The organism is Primorskyibacter flagellatus, from assembly GCF_048268605.1.
In the GTDB taxonomy this organism is placed as follows: Bacteria; Pseudomonadota; Alphaproteobacteria; order Rhodobacterales; family Rhodobacteraceae; genus Primorskyibacter; species Primorskyibacter flagellatus.
The window spans coordinates 43,399-59,267 of sequence record NZ_JBLWVF010000009.1 but is presented as its reverse complement, the minus strand read 5'-3'; the positions used below and the strand labels follow the sequence as shown (position 1 = coordinate 59,267).

Genomic DNA, 15,869 nt, shown 5'->3' with positions numbered 1-15,869 from the left:
AGATGAACAAACAACCAGGAGGATGAAATGGCTCGAATTGGCGTAGATGTCGGGGGTACGAATACTGATCTCGTGCTCGAAACCGGCGCAGGTGTATTTTACCACAAGGTTCCCACGACCCTGAAAAACCAGTCCATCGGCGTTGTCGAAGGGGTGCAAAGCATCTGCAAGATGGCCGGGATCGAGCCGTCCGAGGTTGAAACCATTGTCCACGGTACGACGACCGCAACCAATATCACGATTGAGCATAATGGCTCGGAATGCGGGATGATCACCTCGGAAGGGTTCCGTGATATCCTGCATATCGGTCGGCACAAGCGGCCGCATAACTTCTCGCTGCATTTTGATGTGCCTTGGCAGAGCCAGCCGCTGGTCAAACGCCGCAACCGGATCTCGGTGGCCGAACGCATCGTGCCGCCGACCGGCGAAGTGCTGACCCCGCTTGACGAGGATGCCGTGCGCGACGCGTGCAAACTGTTCAAGAAGCGCGGCATCGACTCCGTCGTGATTGGCTTCATGTTCGCCTTCCTCAACAACGCCCACGAGCGCCGTGCGCGCGATATCGTGCTGGAAGAAATCCCCGAGGCCTATGTCACGCTGTCTTCCGAAGTGGCCAATGTGATGCGCGAATATGAACGTTTTTCGACCGCTGCAATGAATTCCTATGTCGGGCCAAAGACGGCGTTCTACCTGCGTGACCTGGAGGCCAAGCTGCGCGAGGCAGGTGTGGGATCCAAGTTGCGGATTATCCAGTCGAACGGCGGTGTGTCCACTGTCGAGGCCTGCGCCAAGCGACCGGTGCGCATCCTTATGTCCGGCCCGGCGGGCGGTGTCATCGGCGGCGCATCCGAAGGGGAAATGGTCGGGACCGGCAATATCATCACCGTCGATATTGGTGGTACCTCTGCGGATATCAGCACCATCCCCGAACATCAGATCAAGATCATGAATCCGCGTGACACCTATGTCTCAGGCCATCCGGTGCTGACACCGATGATTGACCTTGTCACCATCGGCGCGGGGGGCGGCTCTATCGCCTATATCGACGAGGCGGGGGGCTTCAATGTGGGGCCGCGTTCTGCCGGGTCAGAGCCGGGACCGGCCTGCTACGGGCGCGGCGGGACAGAACCTACCGTGACCGACGCGCAGATCGTGCTGGGTCGGCTTGATCCCGACATGGCGCTGGGGGGTGATCTGCAACTGGACGCGGATCTGTCCCGCAAGGCGGTGGAGGAATATATCGCCAAGCCGCTTGGCATGAGCGTTACCGATGCTGCACTCGGGATCATCAAGATCATCAACAACAACATGGCGCTGGCAATCCGGTCCAATTCGGTTGCGCGTGGGGTCGATCCCCGCGAGTTCTCGATCATGCCTTTCGGCGGTGCCGGTCCGCTGCACGGCGTGGCCCTGGCCGAAGCGACATCGGCCAAGGACGTGATCGTGCCGGTCGCGCCGGGGATCACCGCCGCTGTTGGTCTGCTCAAGACCGATTTGCAATACGAACACACCGAAGCGCTGATTATCGAATTGAACGCGGCCAAAGACGCGGAATATGCGCGCATAAACGAAGCGGTGGCGTCCTTGCGTGACAAGGTGGCGGCAGAGCTTGCCGCAGACGACATTCCGCAAGAGGCGCAAAAGATCGAGGTCATTGCCGAATGCCGGTATCATGGACAAGGCTTCGAACTGCGCGCCTCCATGCCTGACGGGCCGGTGACAACAGAGACCTATCGTACCATCACCGACAGCTTCCACGACCAGCACCAGCTTGATTATGGCTACAGCTACCGCGATGCGGAGGTCGAACTGATCACCCTGCGCGCCATCGGGTCGGCCTCTGCCCGCAAGATCGAGATCCCGAAGGTACAAGAAACGGATGGATCGAGTGTGGACCGTGCCTTGATGTTCGTGCGCACCACCACGTTCGACAACGGCCAGACGCTGGAAACCCCGCGCTATGACCGGTCCAAACTATATGCCGGTGACGTCGTGAACGGCCCGGCGATCCTTATTCAGCACAATTCGACCACGCTCGTTCCGCCGGGATACGCCGCCGAAACGCTGGCGCATGGCAACACCCGCATCCGCCTTGTCGGCGCGGCTTGAGAAAGGGAGAGACAGACATGAACGTCATGACCAAACCCGAAACAACCGAGGTGGACCCGATTTCTCTTCAGGTCATCCGCGGCGCGTTCGAGACCATTGCAGAGGAAATGGGCCACGTGCTTTATCGCATGTCCTTTTCCTCGATCATCCGCGAAAGCCAGGACCTGGGCGCGGGGCTGTTCGATACGGACTACAACACCTTGTGTGAAAGTGAATCGACTCCGATGCATATCGGCTCGATCCCCGGATACCTGCGCGGGATCGAGGAAACGCTCGAAGACGGCGAGTGGTTCGAGGGCGATGTGGTTGTCCACAACCATCCCTATTACGGCGCATCGCATACGCCAGACCTCGCCATCGTTGTGCCGGTGTTTTATGAGGGCCGTCTGGTCGGGTTTGCTGGCAACACCGCGCACCATGTCGATATCGGCGCGGCGACGCCCGGTCTGATCATCGACGTGCCGGACGTGTTTGCCGAAGGGATGTTGCTGGCGGGTGTAAAGCTCTATCGCAAGGGCAAGGCCAATACCGGTATGTGGAACTATATCCGCATGAACAGCCGCGCCGCACAGCAGCTTATCAGCGATATCGAGGCGCAGGTCGCTTCAGCGCGTCTGGGTGCGAAACGGTTCGTCGAACTGATCGAGAAATACGGCGAGGATGTCGTCTTTGGCGCGGCCAATCAGCTGATGGATTATTCCGAGCGGATGACCCGCCAGCGGTTGTCGGAAATCCCCGACGGGGACTATGAAGCCGAGGGATTTCTGGACGATGACGGGCGCAACCGGGGCCAGCAGCTAAAGGTCAAGGTAACGGTCAAGGTGCGTGGCGACGCGGTCGAGGTGGATCTGACCGGATCGGCCGATCAAACGCCGACCGCCTATAACGTGCCATTCGAGGGCTCAACCAAAGTCGCGGCCTTCGCGGCGTTCCGCAAGCTTCTGCTTGATACCGCCACCTCCGAGATGCGCGTGCCCTCGAATGAAGGGTCGTTTCGCCCGATCAAGGTAACCGCGCCGCTGGGGTCGATCTTCAATCCGAAATTCCCGGCTTCGGCCGAGGCGCGGTTTACCCAGTGCAACCGGATGATCGACCTGATCATTCGCGCCCTTGCGCCGGTCTTGCCGGAAACGGTGATTGCGGGGTCTTCGGCCTCGATTTCCTTTGCGGCCTATTCGGGCGTGCGGCCGTCGGGTGATTACTGGGTATTCCTGGAAGTGAACGAAGGCGCCTATGGCGGACGGCCCCGGTCGGACGGGCCGGATGCCATTGACAATCTGATGGCCAATACCCGCAACAACCCGCTGGAAGATCTGGCGATGCATATCCCGATGATCTGCGACCGATACGAGCTGCGCGATGACGTGCCGCCGGGCGCAGGGGAGTTCCGGGGCGGTATCGGCGTGGTAAAATCGCAGCGTGTCCTGACGCCGGGCTTCATCACACATGAAAGCGAACGCCACACCGAAGCACCTTGGGGCATCTTTGGCGGCCATGAGGGTGCCGTAGGCAAGTGCCTGCTTTACAACTATGCAACGCCGGATGACGTGACCGAAATGCACTCCAAGTTTTCCGGTCTGGAGGTCAAGGCGGATGACGTGATGGCCTATTACAGCCCCAACGGAGGTGGTTTTGGCAATCCGCTCAACCGCCCGGCCAAGAAAGTGCTGGAGGATGTGCTTGACGGGTTCTGCACGGTGCAACATGCCCATGACGCTTACGGCGTGGTGATCGATCTGGAGGAAGAGACCGTCGACATCGAGGCAACAAACAAGCTGCGCGAAAAGATGCAGCGCCAGAACTGAACACAGCCCCGGTGCATCACGCACCGGGGTTTTTCGTCGAAAACCAAATATTGAGCGACAACAGGGGATCACACATGACCGTCGTAGACCGGGTACGAGATGCAGAACACGAACGCAGTGCGCTTGTAGAGGAATCCATACTTCCCACACTACAAGGCCAAAGACCCATCGGGATGCTGGGCTATGCCTGGATCTGGGTGGGCATTGCCGTCATCATCGCGACCTATTCGCTGGGCGCGGCGGGGGTCGGCGGCGGTGTGCCCCTGTCCACCGTCATCATCACCATCGCGCTGGCCAATCTGGCAATCGGCGCCTTCATGATGCTGACGGCGGATATTGGCACCGAACACGGCCTGACCTTCGCCGTCTATCTGCGCGCGCCATTCGGTGTGCATGGAACGCATCTTCCCGCCATGTCGCGCGGCGTTGTGGCGGCAATGTGGTTTGGCATCCAGACCTATCTCGGCGCGCTGGCGCTGAACGGCATCGGGCAGTATTTCCTGGGCTTTGACAGCTGGGTGGTCTGGTACATCGTCTTCGCGCTTGTCCAGATCATCAACACGGCCTCGGGGATCAAGTCGGTGGAACGGCTGGCCTCTTTGGCGGCACCTGCAATCATCGGCATTTCGATCTGGATGTATTTCACGCTGGAAGGCGTGGCCGAAACGCAGGGCATCAATATCTGGACCTTCCAGGCCACGGGCGAGATGTCCTTGTTGGTGCTGTTCATCGCCAATATGAGCTTCTGGTCGACAATGGCTATCGACGTTCCGAACCTGACACGTTTCGTCAAGGTGCCGTCCGGCGAGCGTGCCTTTTTCAAGCGCAATCGTAACGTGTTTCTTGCTCAGCTTCTGGCGCTTCCGGTCACGCAAGCCTTCATCGCCGGGCTGGGTGCGGTGTCGTTCATTGCCACTGGTAACTGGAACCCGATCGAAGTGATCCAGGGCGAAGGGCAGGGGTTGTCGCTGGTCCTGTTGCTGGCGCTTGTGGTGCTGGCACAATGGTCGACGAACAACTCTGCCAACCTGATCCCGTCGGCGCTGACCTTCATTAACCTTGCACCCAGAGTGATCAACTACAGGATGTCGGTTGTCCTTGCCGGGATCGTGGGCACATTGTGCTTTCCCTGGCAGATCCTGAACAATCTGTTCGTCTTTCTTGGCTATTATGGCGCATTCCTGTCAGCCATTGGCGGTATCATGGTCGCGGATTACTATCTGCTGCGCAAACGCCGGATCAACGTTCCGGATCTCTTCAAGCTTGACGGACAGTTCCGCTATGCGGGCGGGTTCAATCCGGCCGGATTGATCGCCTGGATCGTGGCAGGCGGGATCGCTGCATATTTTTCGCAATATGCCTTTGTCATCGGCTTTCCGCTTGGGTTGGTTCTGTATGTGGTGCTGATGAAGGTATTGGTGCTTCACGCGCATCCGCAACAGGAAATCGAAAGCGGATATTCTGACGAGTATCTTGCAAGTTCGGAAGGCAAGAGCTGGGTTTACCTGGGCCAGGGTCAATTCGAGCGCCTGAACGAAGCTGAAGCGCAGGGCAGCGCGGTGGGCCGCGAAGACCTCTGACCGCTGCAAAGACACCTCCCCGACTGGTCGCGCCTTGGGGCGCGGCCTTTTTCATTGCATGAGCCGGACTGAAACGTGCCCCCTACCGGGAGGGATGCAGCAGGGTCGCTCCGCGGGCAATCGAGCTACGCGAGTGAGTGCCGGTTGCCTTATTGCCGGGCTAAGGCAGCGGCGACACCCCCAATACGACCGGATGTGCGGCAATCAACATCGCGTATAAGCCTGCGGAGAGGATCCCCCGAATGACAGTTCCGCGCCAGGAGGCCGGGCTGGGTATCATGGGGCTTCTGGTGACACGCTCGCGCAATTCTGCCCATTGATCCGGCCCCATCTCGCGCTTTCGGCGCCGGTCTACCAGCTTCATTCCCAGCAATGCGAACGCGCCGAACACGCCAAAAAGGATCACATGGGCCAAATCGCCGTTGGGCACGAGATGCGCCAGCGCCCACAGCGCCAACGCGGCCAGCAACGGATGGCGCAGCCAGCGGATAAGTCCGGGACGCGCCGGATCGAAGGTGTTGTTGCGCGCCCCGCCAAATGAAAACGGGTTGGGTCGGGCCGCCCCGAAACAGACCAAAATACAGACCGCTGCCATCGCGGTCATGGGCACCCATGTCTGCCAATTGGCGCGAGTCCATAGCTCGACAAATGGCGTCTGCGCCGCTGCCACGATCAGCCAGGCCAGCGCGGCAAGCGAGATCATGGAATACGCGGTGCTGAACCCTCGTCTGCCGAGTATGTTCACGAGCCGCCCCTTGATCGCAGGCCGCAATGGCAAGCTGTGCATGATGAAGAAGGTTGCAAAAGCCGCAAGATAATTTGCCCAGCCCATCAGCTCTTTCCCGGTGTCGGCCGCAGCAGGGAAGGTCCGTACAATACGGCGAAACCTCCATAGGCGCAGATCCAGAGCACCGCCGCACTGGTCAGGAAGGGCAGATCAGGCCAGACTGACGCGCCGACGCGGGCCAGAACGGACAGGACCATCAAACCATAAAGCGCAACCGTGCCACGACCGGCTGTCAGCGTCTGCCCGGTATGTCCCAAGGTAGCGCGCGTCATCACGGCAAGCGTCATCAGGCCGGCGGCACCCGCCATCCACAGGTGCTGTGCCGCATCCGACGCAATACTGCCCGGCCACAGCGTCGCGCAACCAATCGCAACCGCGCCAAGCGGAACAAACCCGTATCCCGCGTGCAGGACCAGCACCAGAGGCTCTGACATGGTGCGCAAACCCTGCCACCGCGCCAAACGCAGTGCATGCAGAAAACCAATACCCAACAACGCGATGCCGGTCAGTTTTGCCATCGGCCAAAGCGTCCACACCACCAGCGTCCCGGCCGTGAGCACAAGCGCGATCCGGTCAAATCGTTGCATCGGTGGGGCAGGGCGCGCCGCGTCGTTGGCTTTGACCAGCCAGTTGCGGGTGAAGCTCGGGATGATCCGACCGCCAATCAACGCGATGAACATGACGATCGCGGCGGTGCCAAGACGCAAGCCGATGCCCTGTGCCGCGACACGCCCGTTGGCCGCGTCCAGAAAAAAGAGCGCATCGGCCAGCACGAAAAGGCTTAGAACGGCCAGTACCCCAAGATTGCGCCAGTTCCGACCTGCGATGATTTCGCGCAGGATCACGGCACCCAGCAGAGTAGGGAGCGCCAGATCGACCACGGCGGCGAAGCCCAGGGGCAGAAGCCCCGAGAACGCCACCGCTACGCGCCCGGCGATCCAGATCAGCGCAAGAAACCCAAGACGCCAACCCGTGACAGGCAATCGCCCCGTCCAGTTGGGCACGGCTGTCAAAAGAAAGCCTGCGAGGATAGCGCCCAGTGTTCCAAAAAGGAACTCGTGCGCATGCCACGATACCGGATCGAACCGCGTTGGCAGACTAAGCCGTCCAGACAGCACAAAAACCCAAAGCATCATCGCGCATACGGCCCAAATGGATGCCCCCAGAAAAAAGGGACGAAATCCATAGGACAGAATTGCGGGGCCGGTCCACCGGCGCATGCTTGTCATTGTTCGTGCCGCCATGGGTGTCAACCTGTGAGAAGGACCGTCGATGCGGTCGGCTTTGAAATTGCCACGGCAGCCATCAACGATCATCCGTTGCCGGTAGCGGATTTTTCTTGACCCAGGCCTCACCCAGATAAGGCATCGCGGGCGCGCCTTGTTCAGACGGCAGACCATAACTCAGCCCGCGCCCGATCCGGTGCGCAAGCGCGGACCAGGCCTGCGCCAGCGGTTGCGGCAGCTCTTGGTCGAGAACGGCGTCGAACAATGACAGCCAGACGGGAAAATGCTGCGATTTTACGTTGCCGGCGGCCCTGTGCACCTGCATCGGGTTGCCGTCATAACAGCGCTGAAGCAGCAGGGCGTTGCGCCAGAACCGACCGATCTTTTCTTCGTGGGTCGACCAGTCGTCGACATGCGCGGCGAAAACCGCGCCGAGCGCCGGATGGCTTCGGACACGGGCGTAGAACTCGGATACGACCCGGTCGATCTGGTCTTCTGTGACGGGAATACGCGGCGGCATGGTCACGCCACGATCACCCAGACGACAAGCAGGCTTGCCACGAGGTAGACAAGCGTGTTGACCATCCAGCGGATGAGGGCGGCTTCGCCCTCCGGGTCGACCCCCAGACGTTCGCAGGCCTTTGTTCCCGGCCAAAGGAATAGTTCGGACAATGTCATCAACTTGATCCTTAATCAGTATTTCTGATGCGTAATATATAGAGCTTTTAAATGCGTATTGTAAATGCTAAATATGTGTCATGCAGTTGGATAAATTTACCGATTACGCCCTGAGGGTGCTGATGACGCTGGCGGTGCGCGCACCGGCGCGTGTGCCTACGTCAGAGATTGCCGCGCTGTACGACCTGTCGGATCACCATCTGTCCAAGGTCGCCACCCAACTGTCTCGCGAAGGGTTTGTCGCGTCTGAAAGAGGACGCAATGGCGGGCTGACCCTGGCGCGGCCAGCAGATCAGATCAGTGTCGGCGCGGTCATTCGGGCGATGAAGCGCGATGATCCGGTCGTGGAATGTTTCGGGCCCAACAAATCTTGCCTCATCCTGCCTGCCTGCGGGTTGCGCGATCCTTTGGCCGAAGCGCAAGAGGCGTTTTTCTCCACCCTTGATCGCTATACCCTTGCAGAGGTAACGCGTTCGCGCAGTGCGCTCGAGGCATTGTTGAAAGTGTGACGCAGAAGATGTCCCTCGGAACAGCGCATGTATCGGGGTCCAAAGGCATCTATCCCATGACAAACATGCCGACCGCGCCGCGTAAGCGCCAAAGTGGCGCTTGCAGCTATCCATACGGTATGCGCAATTGGCCCCGAACCTATCCAAGACACCAAAGCCGGTAAGACAGCCCCATGACCATCGTCACCCGATCCGGAACCCATCTGACCGTTCTTGCGGTTCTGGGTGTGACACATCTGCTGAACGATCTGATGCAATCGCTGATCCCTGCGGCCTATCCGATCCTCAAAGAAGCCTATGCGCTGGATTTCGTCCAGATCGGAATGATTACGCTGACCTTCCAGATCGCCGGAGCCATGCTGCAACCGGTGGTCGGCATGATCACCGATAAACACCCCGCGCCCTATTCACCGGTGGTCGGCATGATGTTCACACTGTCCGGCCTGGTCTGCCTCGCCTTTGCGCTGAGTTACGCGATGATTCTGGTGTCGGTGGCGCTGATCGGGATCGGGTCGTCGATATTTCACCCCGAAGCAACGCGGATGGCGCGATACGCCGCAGGCGGCCGTCAGGGCTTGGCGCAGGGGATGTTTCAGGTGGGTGGACAGGCCGGCGGGGCGCTGGGGCCGGTATTCGCCGCCCTGATCGTCGTGCCGTGGGGGCAGCCGAGCCTGGCCTGGTTCGCGGTCATCGCACTGATGGCGATGATGCTGTTGACGTGGATCGGAAGCAAACAACGCCAGATCAGTGCCGAGTTCGCAGCCCTGCGGGCGCGCAGTAAGGCCAATCAGGTGGCGGTCAGTCATGCGCCCCTGACGATCGGCATCGGACTTGTGGTGCTGACGCTGCTGATGTTCACCAAGAATGCCTACAACGAGAGTTTCCGGTCATTCTACACATTCTACCTGATCGAACGGTTCGATCTGTCGATTCCGGCCTCGCAGATGATGCTGTTCGTGTTTCTGATGGCCGCGGCGGTCGGCGTGTTGATCGGCGGCATGGTCGGCGACCGGATCGGGCGGTATCGGATCATCTGGTTCTCGATGTTGGGGCCGCTGCCGCTGACATTGATGCTGCCATATGTAGACTTGTTCTGGACCGGTGTTCTGACGGTGATGATAAATCTGATCATGGCCAGCGCCTTCGCGTCGATTCTGATCTACGCGATAGATCTGCTGCCCGACCGGATCGGACTGATCGGAGGCTTGTTCTATGGGCTTAACTTTGGACTGGGTGGCGTGGCCGCTGGGTTCCTGGGCGTGCTGGCGGACAGTTACGGGGTTGAGGCGGTGTACCGGTTCTGCTCGATCCTGCCGCTTGCTGGGCTGTTGGCGTGGTTTCTGCCACGGATCGACGACCGGCCGGGCTAGTCCGCGTGCCGCAGTGTATCCGTGCGGTCGGTTGCGTCATTCATGCAGAGATTCGTGGACGCGCGCATCGTAACATTGAATACTGCCCTTGAACCAATGGGCATAAAGGCAAGCGAAAGGCCCGGACATGGAATGGCCTTGGACTTCCGGCGGTTCTGGCCGATATGAGAGGAACCTGTCAGACAGGTAGCGTTACGCGGATATGTCTCTTGCGCATACCTGACATGCCACTGACCGGATTGACCGGACGCCGGGATGTTTCTATCTCGACATGAAAGGTGGACCGCGATGGCGTCGCGGTGGGTGCCTTTAATCCTTTTCCTCCTGAACGCCCGGAATATGCCCGCGTCCCTCAGATGCGGTTCTGTTATGATGAGGTGTTGTGATGATCCAGAATTACGCTCTGCGCAAAATTGGTTCGCTGCCGATGTCGGATGCAACTGTCGGCACGCTGCTGATGATCGTAGCGATGCTGTTGTTGCCGGTCGGGGATACGTTTGCAAAACTGCTGACCGGCACGATGCATCCGGTCGCAGTGGCGATGTGGCGGATTCTGGCGCAGGCTGTCTTTCTGATTCCGGTCGCGTTTTTGCTGCGCAAACGCCTGCGCGGTGCCATGTTCTCGCCGATCGTTGCGTTGTCGGGCGGGTTGCTGGTGATTTCGCTATCAAGCCTGATCGCCTCCTTCTCCGTGATGCCGATCGCCACGGCCATCGCCATCTTCTTTGTCGAGCCGCTGATCCTCACCGTTCTTGCGGGGTTGCTGCTGCGTGAACGGGCCGGACCGCGCCGCCTGATTGCCGTCGGCGTCGGGCTGATGGGTGCGCTGATCGTGATCCGTCCCGGGCTGTCAACCTTTGGCTGGGCCACCGCTTTGCCGTTGCTGTCGGCTTTTGCCTATGCGCTCAACATGATCGTACTGAAGCGGGCCTCGGTCACACGCTCGGCGCTGACGGTCCAGTGCGGTGCGACAATCTATGCCGCGATTGGCATGCTGGTTCTGGTCGGCGGGCTGTCGATGCAGGCCGGCGGAAACATGGTGCCGCCAGCTGGTCAGCTATGGGCCTGGGTTCTGATCCTTTGCGCCGGCGCTGTCGCCGCGACCAGTTTTGTTCTGATCGCCGAGGCATATCGCACGGCGGACGCGACAGCGCTTGCGCCGTTCCAGTATCTTGAGATCGTTACCGCGACGACGCTTGGATTCTTTGTGTTCGGTGACTTCCCCGATATGTTCACCTGGCTGGGGATCGCGATCATTCTGGGCTCTGGCATCTACATCTTCCACCGAGAGGGACAGGCGGACACGTCGGCACCACGGCGGAAGCGGGTCGCGCGTTGACAGAGCTATGCTGCTTGCGGCTGTCACGGGTACTCCAAAAGCCGGAATAAGCCACGCCGCACCTGCGACGTAGGGCTGGTCAATTACCCCTCCGGTTCGAGCAACACGGCGCGGCTGGTCGCAGCACTTGGGGTGGGGGCGCAGCGCATCCCGATCCGGCCAGCCGATCCCATGTCATCGGTGCCAGACCGAAGCGTTCTGAACCGCCCCAGCTATGCCGCCGGTGACGGGCGGGGCGCCGTGCCCAAGCAGGTCATCCGCTTTCTCAACAGCCTATCCGGCCGCGCCTTGCTGCGCTCGATCTGGGCGGATGTATTCGCGCGGAAGCTTGCTCGAACCGACAAGAATGAAATTGCCCGTCGGGTTCGGGAGGCTGCGGAAATGCTCGGGCTCAGCCCTATCTCGCACGCTATCCCCGTCAATTGAGCGGCGGTCAACGGCAGCGTGTGGCGATGGGGCGTGCCATGGTGCGCAAGCCCTCTGTTTTCCTGTTCGATGAGCCGCTTTCAAACCTAGATGCAAAACTCCGCGTCCAGATGCGCTCTGAAATCAAGCAGAACCATCAACGGCTCGGAACGACGACTGTTTATGTGACTCACGACCAGATCGAAGCAATGACCATGGCCGACAGGATCGTGGTATTGCAGGGATGCAGGATCGAACAGATCGGGGCACGCCTCTGGATCTGTCTGATCGCCCGGCAAACCTGTTCGTGGCCGGGTTTATCGGGGCGCCGGCGATGAACAGGTTCGAGGGAACACTGGATGGCAACGAATTCGTTGCCAAAGACGGCTCCCGCATTCCGCTTGGCATCGAAGTACGGAACTCCGACGGGCTGCCCGTGACCTTGGGCATCCGCCCCGAACATCTCCACATCGATGATGAACGAGGTTCGACGGAGGTTTTGACCGTAAGGCCCACGGGGCTGGACACGCAAGTCGTCGTTGGTTTTTGCGGGCAAGAAGGCGACCTGCATCTTTCGACAGCTTTCAGACCTGCCACTCGCTGACCGCACGGACGCGATCGAGTGCCTTCTCCAAAAGGTGCGGTGAAGAAATGGAGCCACTGCACAGATCGATATTTCGAGAAGTCGAACACATCAGATACGTGGCGTGGCCGGATCTGGCCGTCGGAATCAAGTATGGAATCTGTTTGCGCGTCGGAATTTCTCTGGCCGCCGTGACAGGTCTGCCATTGATCGTATACGAGGTGCCAGTGCGCACCGGTAGACCACTCCCCTTGAACAGGTCGCTCGAGCGCATTCTTGATTTGCCGAATGGCGCGGGGATCAAGTTCACCTCAACCGACCTGTTCAAGTTCTTGATGTTGCGTCGCCACCGGCATGCTGAACTATTTTACCGTCGCTCGGCGATGCTCGGTTTCTGATCCGCACTCCTCTCAGTTTCGCCCATTAGGCTCGGGCGCGGCAGCTTCCGGATCTGGCCCGATGCGCGGGTCGAGCGCCAATGCCGTGGGTGAGCTGTCGGGAAGCGGCACGAATTTCTCGCGCTCTGCCCCTGGCAATTGGGGCACCGAGCGAACGTTGGACAAGACGAAAAGCGCGTAGGCTATTGCGATCGCGGATTCGAAGACAAAGAACGATGAAGGTCCAAAAGCCGCCATCAGTCCCGAGGTAAGCAGTGGGCCGATAGTCGCGCCGATGGAATAGACCATCAGCAAGCGCCCTGACGCCGCCACATAATACTTGCGATCCAGCCGGTCGAAGGTCTGGGCGACGCAAAGCGGATAAACGCTGCTGATCGCGCCGCCAAAGGCCAGTGCCATGACCATCAGCGCGATCAACGAAACCCCGTTCGCGATCGAGATCGACAGAAGGCCCCATGACGCGCCCACGGCGATCAGGATGCCTGACATGACGATGCGCCGGTCAAACCTGTCCGCCAGCATCCCGATGGGAACCTGGAAGGCGAGGCCTCCCAAGACCACGACCGACATGAACATGGCCGCTTCGGATACGCTGAGGCCGATCTGGCGCGCAAAGACGATGGCCAGCCCGTAGAACGATCCGATCAGAATGCCGGCAACGCCGGCACCGACCACGCCGACCTTGGAGGCCGCGAAAATCTGTCTCACTCCCAGAACCCGGATATCGCGAAGATCCGGCTTGCCCAAACGCGTCATCGCAATGGGAATGAGTGACAGGCCGATCAGCACCGCAGACAGATCCAACAGCTCGCCATCGCCAACCGGGGCGACGTTCACCAATGACTGACCCAGTGCCATCGCAAGATAGAAAGCCAGCATATAAAACCCGAGAACACGCCCGCGGGCCTCGTTACTGCTGCGCTCGTTCAGCCAACTCTCGACCGAGGTTGTCATGCCGGCAATGCAAAACCCGTTGATGACCCGCAGGATCACCCAGGCGGTCGGGCCAAAGAAGGTGTCATAGGCCAGACAGGTTGCGGCCGTCACCGCCGCAAAGACCGAAAACGCGCGAATATGGCCGATCCGCAGGATGACAATTTTCGACCGGAACCCGCCAAGAGCCAGCCCCAAATAATAGGCGGCCATGATCGCACCGATCAGCGCGACAGGATAGTCAGCAGCTTCCATGCGGAGCGGGAGCACCACACCGAGCAGACTGTTGCCCGCTACAAACGCTGCTGTTCCGCCAAGAAGCGACCTTACCGAAGCCAGCGTTTCGCGTATGTTCTGGGCCATGGTGTCCATCCCGATTTCTTGTCCCCTCAAGAGAGTCGGGACCTGCAACCTGTATAGCGCGAATCTAGGATGTGTAAGTTGGTCATGCAAAAGCCCCGGCCTTGGCCGGGGCTGCATCGAGGCTCGATCACCTCATGCGGGTCTGTGTGGGGCGGCTGGTGGGTCTCCGGTCAGGCCGGCCGTTGCGCTCCGTGTGGTGCGCGACGGGGCGGAGTTCAGATCGGAGCACCATCGTCGAGCTGACGCACGACGCGCGGGATATCCCCGCGATAGATGCCGATATCCCGCAATTCCCGATCGGACAGTGTGTGGAGTTGGTTCGCCGTTTCGCGACGTTTCCACGATCTTTTCATTGTGCGGACCAGCCGGCCCAGAACGCCGGTGGCATTTTCGTATGGCCATTCATGCGCTGCCTGCCGGACCATTTCACGGGTGATATATGCGGACATGTCATCCTCCAATTCAAAACTACTGTTGCCGCGACGACGGCAGCCGCGAATTGGATGTGGAACGCAAAGGTCCAACCCCCGCTTTCGGAAGCCATCGTCCTGTTCATGTGGGCGAAGAGAGATCAAGAAACCCCGAGGCGCAGACAGCACAATGGCTGGCCCGCCCGGGGTTACCGGCGGTTCAGTAGCCTTCCCGCATTCGGCGGGAACCTCATATGGAAGCTGAACTTCGTCATGCTCTACATCTGGTGTGCGTCCAGCGCATTTTCAAGCCTGCTCGGGCCGACTGTGCCTTTTCTGCCACTTCTCGGATCAGGGCCAGGCACTGCTTGGTCGCGGCCCATCAGCGTCCATGACGCCGGACCGAAACGCTTCCGTGTCGATTGATGCTTGCGCTCCGGGCAATTGGGATATTGCAGCCTTATGGATATTATCCTGCTCACGACCATTATCGCGTCGTTGTTCCTGCTGGTCGGCGCGGCGGATCCGCCAGCGCGCTATTTGCGCCTGCGCTACGCGGTGACGAATTGACAGGTGATCCCCGCCCGGTGGGCGCTTACTGAAGTTCGGCAAGCGCCTTCTTGATCTGCTTGAGCATTTCCGCCCGATCCTCACCTTCCATACCCTCATCGGTGGCGCGCATGTAGCTTTTCTTGTCGTCCCGCCATTGTTCGAGCATCGTGATCTTTTCTTCGCGGCTCACCGTATCGTCGCGCAACAGCGCGTCCGGTGTTTCATATTTTCCGAAATACGGCACGGCAATTCTCCTTCGAGTGATTTGAGCGAAGGTTAACTTAAGATAAGTAAAGGCAACAAGAGGTCTGTTACTGGGCGGCCGGTTTGCGAAGCTGTTGGAATTGTCCGAGCATTATTTCCGAGTGACATCAGGCAGGTCTTAAGCCAACATGACGAGGCTGCGGATGAAAAACCGGGAGGGCGTCGATGTTACTGAGCATGCATGAGCAGGAACGGCTTATGGTCTACACGGCCGGCAAGCTTGCGCTGGAACGCAAGGAGCGGGGCCTGAAGCTGAACCTGCCCGAGGCGACCGCGCTGCTGACCTCCTATCTTCTGGAAGGGGCACGCGACGGAAACACGGTCACGGACCTCATGGAGTCTGGGCGCAACGTCCTGAGCCGCGAGGATGTGATGGAAGGCGTGCCGGAAATGATTGCGCAGATCCAGGTCGAGGCGACATTCCCCGACGGCACCAAGCTTGTCACAGTGATGGAGCCGATCAGATGACCCTCAAACTCAATCCCTTCGCCCAGCTTGTGTCTGACAACAAGGATGCCGCCCGGGCGAAACATGTGTCCGACGATCCGGGGCGCGAAT

The 15,869-nt window shown here is 59.7% G+C and carries 18 protein-coding genes; 11 read left to right on the top strand and 7 right to left on the bottom strand.

Going from position 1 to position 15,869, the window contains the following annotated elements; all coding sequences use genetic code 11:
• Window positions 1-27 precede the first annotated feature (27 nt).
• From ACN0WV_RS11570 to ACN0WV_RS11560, 3 genes are all read left to right on the top strand, one after another.
• Window positions 28-2,109, top strand: a complete 2,082-nt coding sequence (locus ACN0WV_RS11570) for a hydantoinase/oxoprolinase family protein (RefSeq protein WP_417605885.1) — start codon at window positions 28-30, stop codon at window positions 2,107-2,109.
• Window positions 2,110-2,126: 17 nt separating this feature from the next.
• Window positions 2,127-3,914, top strand: coding sequence for a hydantoinase B/oxoprolinase family protein (locus ACN0WV_RS11565; RefSeq protein WP_417605883.1), 1,788 nt, complete (start codon window positions 2,127-2,129; stop codon window positions 3,912-3,914).
• A 74-nt stretch (window positions 3,915-3,988) separates the two neighbouring features.
• Window positions 3,989-5,494: an NCS1 family transporter gene (locus tag ACN0WV_RS11560; RefSeq protein WP_417605881.1), complete on the top strand. Its 1,506-nt coding sequence runs from the start codon at window positions 3,989-3,991 to the stop codon at window positions 5,492-5,494.
• Window positions 5,495-5,654: 160 nt separating this feature from the next.
• Here ACN0WV_RS11560 and ACN0WV_RS11555 read toward each other — a convergent pair whose 3' ends face one another.
• From ACN0WV_RS11555 to ACN0WV_RS11540, 4 genes are all read right to left on the bottom strand, one after another.
• Entirely contained in the window at window positions 5,655-6,326 is a 672-nt protein-coding gene (locus ACN0WV_RS11555) for an NnrU family protein (protein WP_417605879.1), read from the bottom strand.
• On the bottom strand, window positions 6,326-7,501 hold the full coding sequence (locus ACN0WV_RS11550) for an NnrS family protein (RefSeq protein WP_417606023.1): 1,176 nt from the start codon (window positions 7,499-7,501) through the stop codon (window positions 6,326-6,328). The genes ACN0WV_RS11555 and ACN0WV_RS11550 overlap by 1 nt, the downstream gene beginning before the upstream one ends.
• Before the next feature lie 85 nt (window positions 7,502-7,586).
• The gene (locus ACN0WV_RS11545; protein ID WP_417606021.1) at window positions 7,587-8,027 is read right to left on the bottom strand and encodes a group III truncated hemoglobin; all 441 of its coding nucleotides are present in this window, start codon (window positions 8,025-8,027) and stop codon (window positions 7,587-7,589) included.
• Between the two features lie 2 nt (window positions 8,028-8,029).
• Window positions 8,030-8,185, bottom strand: a complete 156-nt coding sequence (locus ACN0WV_RS11540) for a hypothetical protein (protein ID WP_179141555.1) — start codon at window positions 8,183-8,185, stop codon at window positions 8,030-8,032.
• A gap of 80 nt (window positions 8,186-8,265) precedes the next feature.
• On the opposite strand from ACN0WV_RS11540, the gene ACN0WV_RS11535 reads away from it, so the two are divergent.
• From ACN0WV_RS11535 to ACN0WV_RS11505, 7 genes are all read left to right on the top strand, one after another.
• Window positions 8,266-8,694 (top strand): RrF2 family transcriptional regulator, encoded by a 429-nt coding sequence (locus tag ACN0WV_RS11535; RefSeq protein WP_084354956.1) that lies wholly within the window; start codon window positions 8,266-8,268, stop codon window positions 8,692-8,694.
• A 173-nt stretch (window positions 8,695-8,867) separates the two neighbouring features.
• Window positions 8,868-10,064: an MFS transporter gene (locus ACN0WV_RS11530; RefSeq protein WP_417605876.1), complete on the top strand. Its 1,197-nt coding sequence runs from the start codon at window positions 8,868-8,870 to the stop codon at window positions 10,062-10,064.
• A 385-nt stretch (window positions 10,065-10,449) separates the two neighbouring features.
• Window positions 10,450-11,403 carry a DMT family transporter gene (locus tag ACN0WV_RS11525; RefSeq protein WP_084354954.1) on the top strand — a complete coding sequence of 318 codons (954 nt, stop codon included), beginning with the start codon at window positions 10,450-10,452 and terminating at the stop codon, window positions 11,401-11,403.
• A 75-nt stretch (window positions 11,404-11,478) separates the two neighbouring features.
• Window positions 11,479-11,829, top strand: coding sequence for a class Ib ribonucleoside-diphosphate reductase assembly flavoprotein NrdI (locus tag ACN0WV_RS11520; protein WP_417606020.1), 351 nt, complete (start codon window positions 11,479-11,481; stop codon window positions 11,827-11,829).
• A 38-nt stretch (window positions 11,830-11,867) separates the two neighbouring features.
• Window positions 11,868-12,146: a hypothetical protein gene (locus tag ACN0WV_RS11515; protein WP_417606024.1), complete on the top strand. Its 279-nt coding sequence runs from the start codon at window positions 11,868-11,870 to the stop codon at window positions 12,144-12,146.
• Window positions 12,116-12,412 carry an ATP-binding cassette domain-containing protein gene (locus ACN0WV_RS11510; RefSeq protein WP_417605874.1) on the top strand — a complete coding sequence of 99 codons (297 nt, stop codon included), beginning with the start codon at window positions 12,116-12,118 and terminating at the stop codon, window positions 12,410-12,412. The genes ACN0WV_RS11515 and ACN0WV_RS11510 overlap by 31 nt, the downstream gene beginning before the upstream one ends.
• A 47-nt stretch (window positions 12,413-12,459) precedes the next feature.
• Complete coding sequence (locus tag ACN0WV_RS11505; RefSeq protein WP_417605872.1) at window positions 12,460-12,789, top strand: dihydrodipicolinate synthase family protein; 330 nt, start codon at window positions 12,460-12,462, stop codon at window positions 12,787-12,789.
• Window positions 12,790-12,801: 12 nt separating this feature from the next.
• Here ACN0WV_RS11505 and ACN0WV_RS11500 read toward each other — a convergent pair whose 3' ends face one another.
• The 3 genes from ACN0WV_RS11500 to ACN0WV_RS11490 all read right to left on the bottom strand — a co-directional run bounded on the left by ACN0WV_RS11500 (window position 12,802) and on the right by ACN0WV_RS11490 (window position 15,291).
• Window positions 12,802-14,085, bottom strand: a complete 1,284-nt coding sequence (locus ACN0WV_RS11500) for an MFS transporter (RefSeq protein ID WP_417605870.1) — start codon at window positions 14,083-14,085, stop codon at window positions 12,802-12,804.
• 215 nt (window positions 14,086-14,300) lie between these two features.
• Window positions 14,301-14,534 carry a DUF1127 domain-containing protein gene (locus ACN0WV_RS11495; RefSeq protein ID WP_084354952.1) on the bottom strand — a complete coding sequence of 78 codons (234 nt, stop codon included), beginning with the start codon at window positions 14,532-14,534 and terminating at the stop codon, window positions 14,301-14,303.
• A gap of 556 nt (window positions 14,535-15,090) precedes the next feature.
• A complete protein-coding gene (locus ACN0WV_RS11490; RefSeq protein WP_116599083.1) occupies window positions 15,091-15,291 on the bottom strand; it encodes a hypothetical protein in 201 nt (66 codons plus the stop codon).
• A gap of 185 nt (window positions 15,292-15,476) precedes the next feature.
• Between ACN0WV_RS11490 and ACN0WV_RS11485 the strand changes: the two genes are divergently transcribed.
• Complete coding sequence (locus ACN0WV_RS11485; RefSeq protein ID WP_084354950.1) at window positions 15,477-15,779, top strand: urease subunit gamma; 303 nt, start codon at window positions 15,477-15,479, stop codon at window positions 15,777-15,779.
• Window positions 15,780-15,869 lie beyond the last annotated feature (90 nt).

Excerpts from the sequence above, each read along its gene's own strand:
- ACN0WV_RS11570 (WP_417605885.1), top strand. The coding sequence starts at position 28 with ATGGCTCGAATTGGCGTAGATGTCGGGGGTACGAATACTGATCTCGTG.
- ACN0WV_RS11565 (WP_417605883.1), top strand. The coding sequence starts at position 2,127 with ATGAACGTCATGACCAAACCCGAAACAACCGAGGTGGACCCGATTTCT.
- ACN0WV_RS11560 (WP_417605881.1), top strand. The coding sequence starts at position 3,989 with ATGACCGTCGTAGACCGGGTACGAGATGCAGAACACGAACGCAGTGCG.
- ACN0WV_RS11555 (WP_417605879.1), bottom strand. The coding sequence starts at position 6,326 with ATGGGCTGGGCAAATTATCTTGCGGCTTTTGCAACCTTCTTCATCATG.
- ACN0WV_RS11550 (WP_417606023.1), bottom strand. The coding sequence starts at position 7,501 with ATGCGCCGGTGGACCGGCCCCGCAATTCTGTCCTATGGATTTCGTCCC.
- ACN0WV_RS11545 (WP_417606021.1), bottom strand. The coding sequence starts at position 8,027 with ATGCCGCCGCGTATTCCCGTCACAGAAGACCAGATCGACCGGGTCGTA.
- ACN0WV_RS11540 (WP_179141555.1), bottom strand. The coding sequence starts at position 8,185 with ATGACATTGTCCGAACTATTCCTTTGGCCGGGAACAAAGGCCTGCGAA.
- ACN0WV_RS11535 (WP_084354956.1), top strand. The coding sequence starts at position 8,266 with ATGCAGTTGGATAAATTTACCGATTACGCCCTGAGGGTGCTGATGACG.
- ACN0WV_RS11530 (WP_417605876.1), top strand. The coding sequence starts at position 8,868 with ATGACCATCGTCACCCGATCCGGAACCCATCTGACCGTTCTTGCGGTT.
- ACN0WV_RS11525 (WP_084354954.1), top strand. The coding sequence starts at position 10,450 with ATGATCCAGAATTACGCTCTGCGCAAAATTGGTTCGCTGCCGATGTCG.
- ACN0WV_RS11515 (WP_417606024.1), top strand. The coding sequence starts at position 11,868 with ATGGTGCGCAAGCCCTCTGTTTTCCTGTTCGATGAGCCGCTTTCAAAC.
- ACN0WV_RS11505 (WP_417605872.1), top strand. The coding sequence starts at position 12,460 with ATGGAGCCACTGCACAGATCGATATTTCGAGAAGTCGAACACATCAGA.
- ACN0WV_RS11500 (WP_417605870.1), bottom strand. The coding sequence starts at position 14,085 with ATGGCCCAGAACATACGCGAAACGCTGGCTTCGGTAAGGTCGCTTCTT.
- ACN0WV_RS11495 (WP_084354952.1), bottom strand. The coding sequence starts at position 14,534 with ATGTCCGCATATATCACCCGTGAAATGGTCCGGCAGGCAGCGCATGAA.
- ACN0WV_RS11485 (WP_084354950.1), top strand. The coding sequence starts at position 15,477 with ATGTTACTGAGCATGCATGAGCAGGAACGGCTTATGGTCTACACGGCC.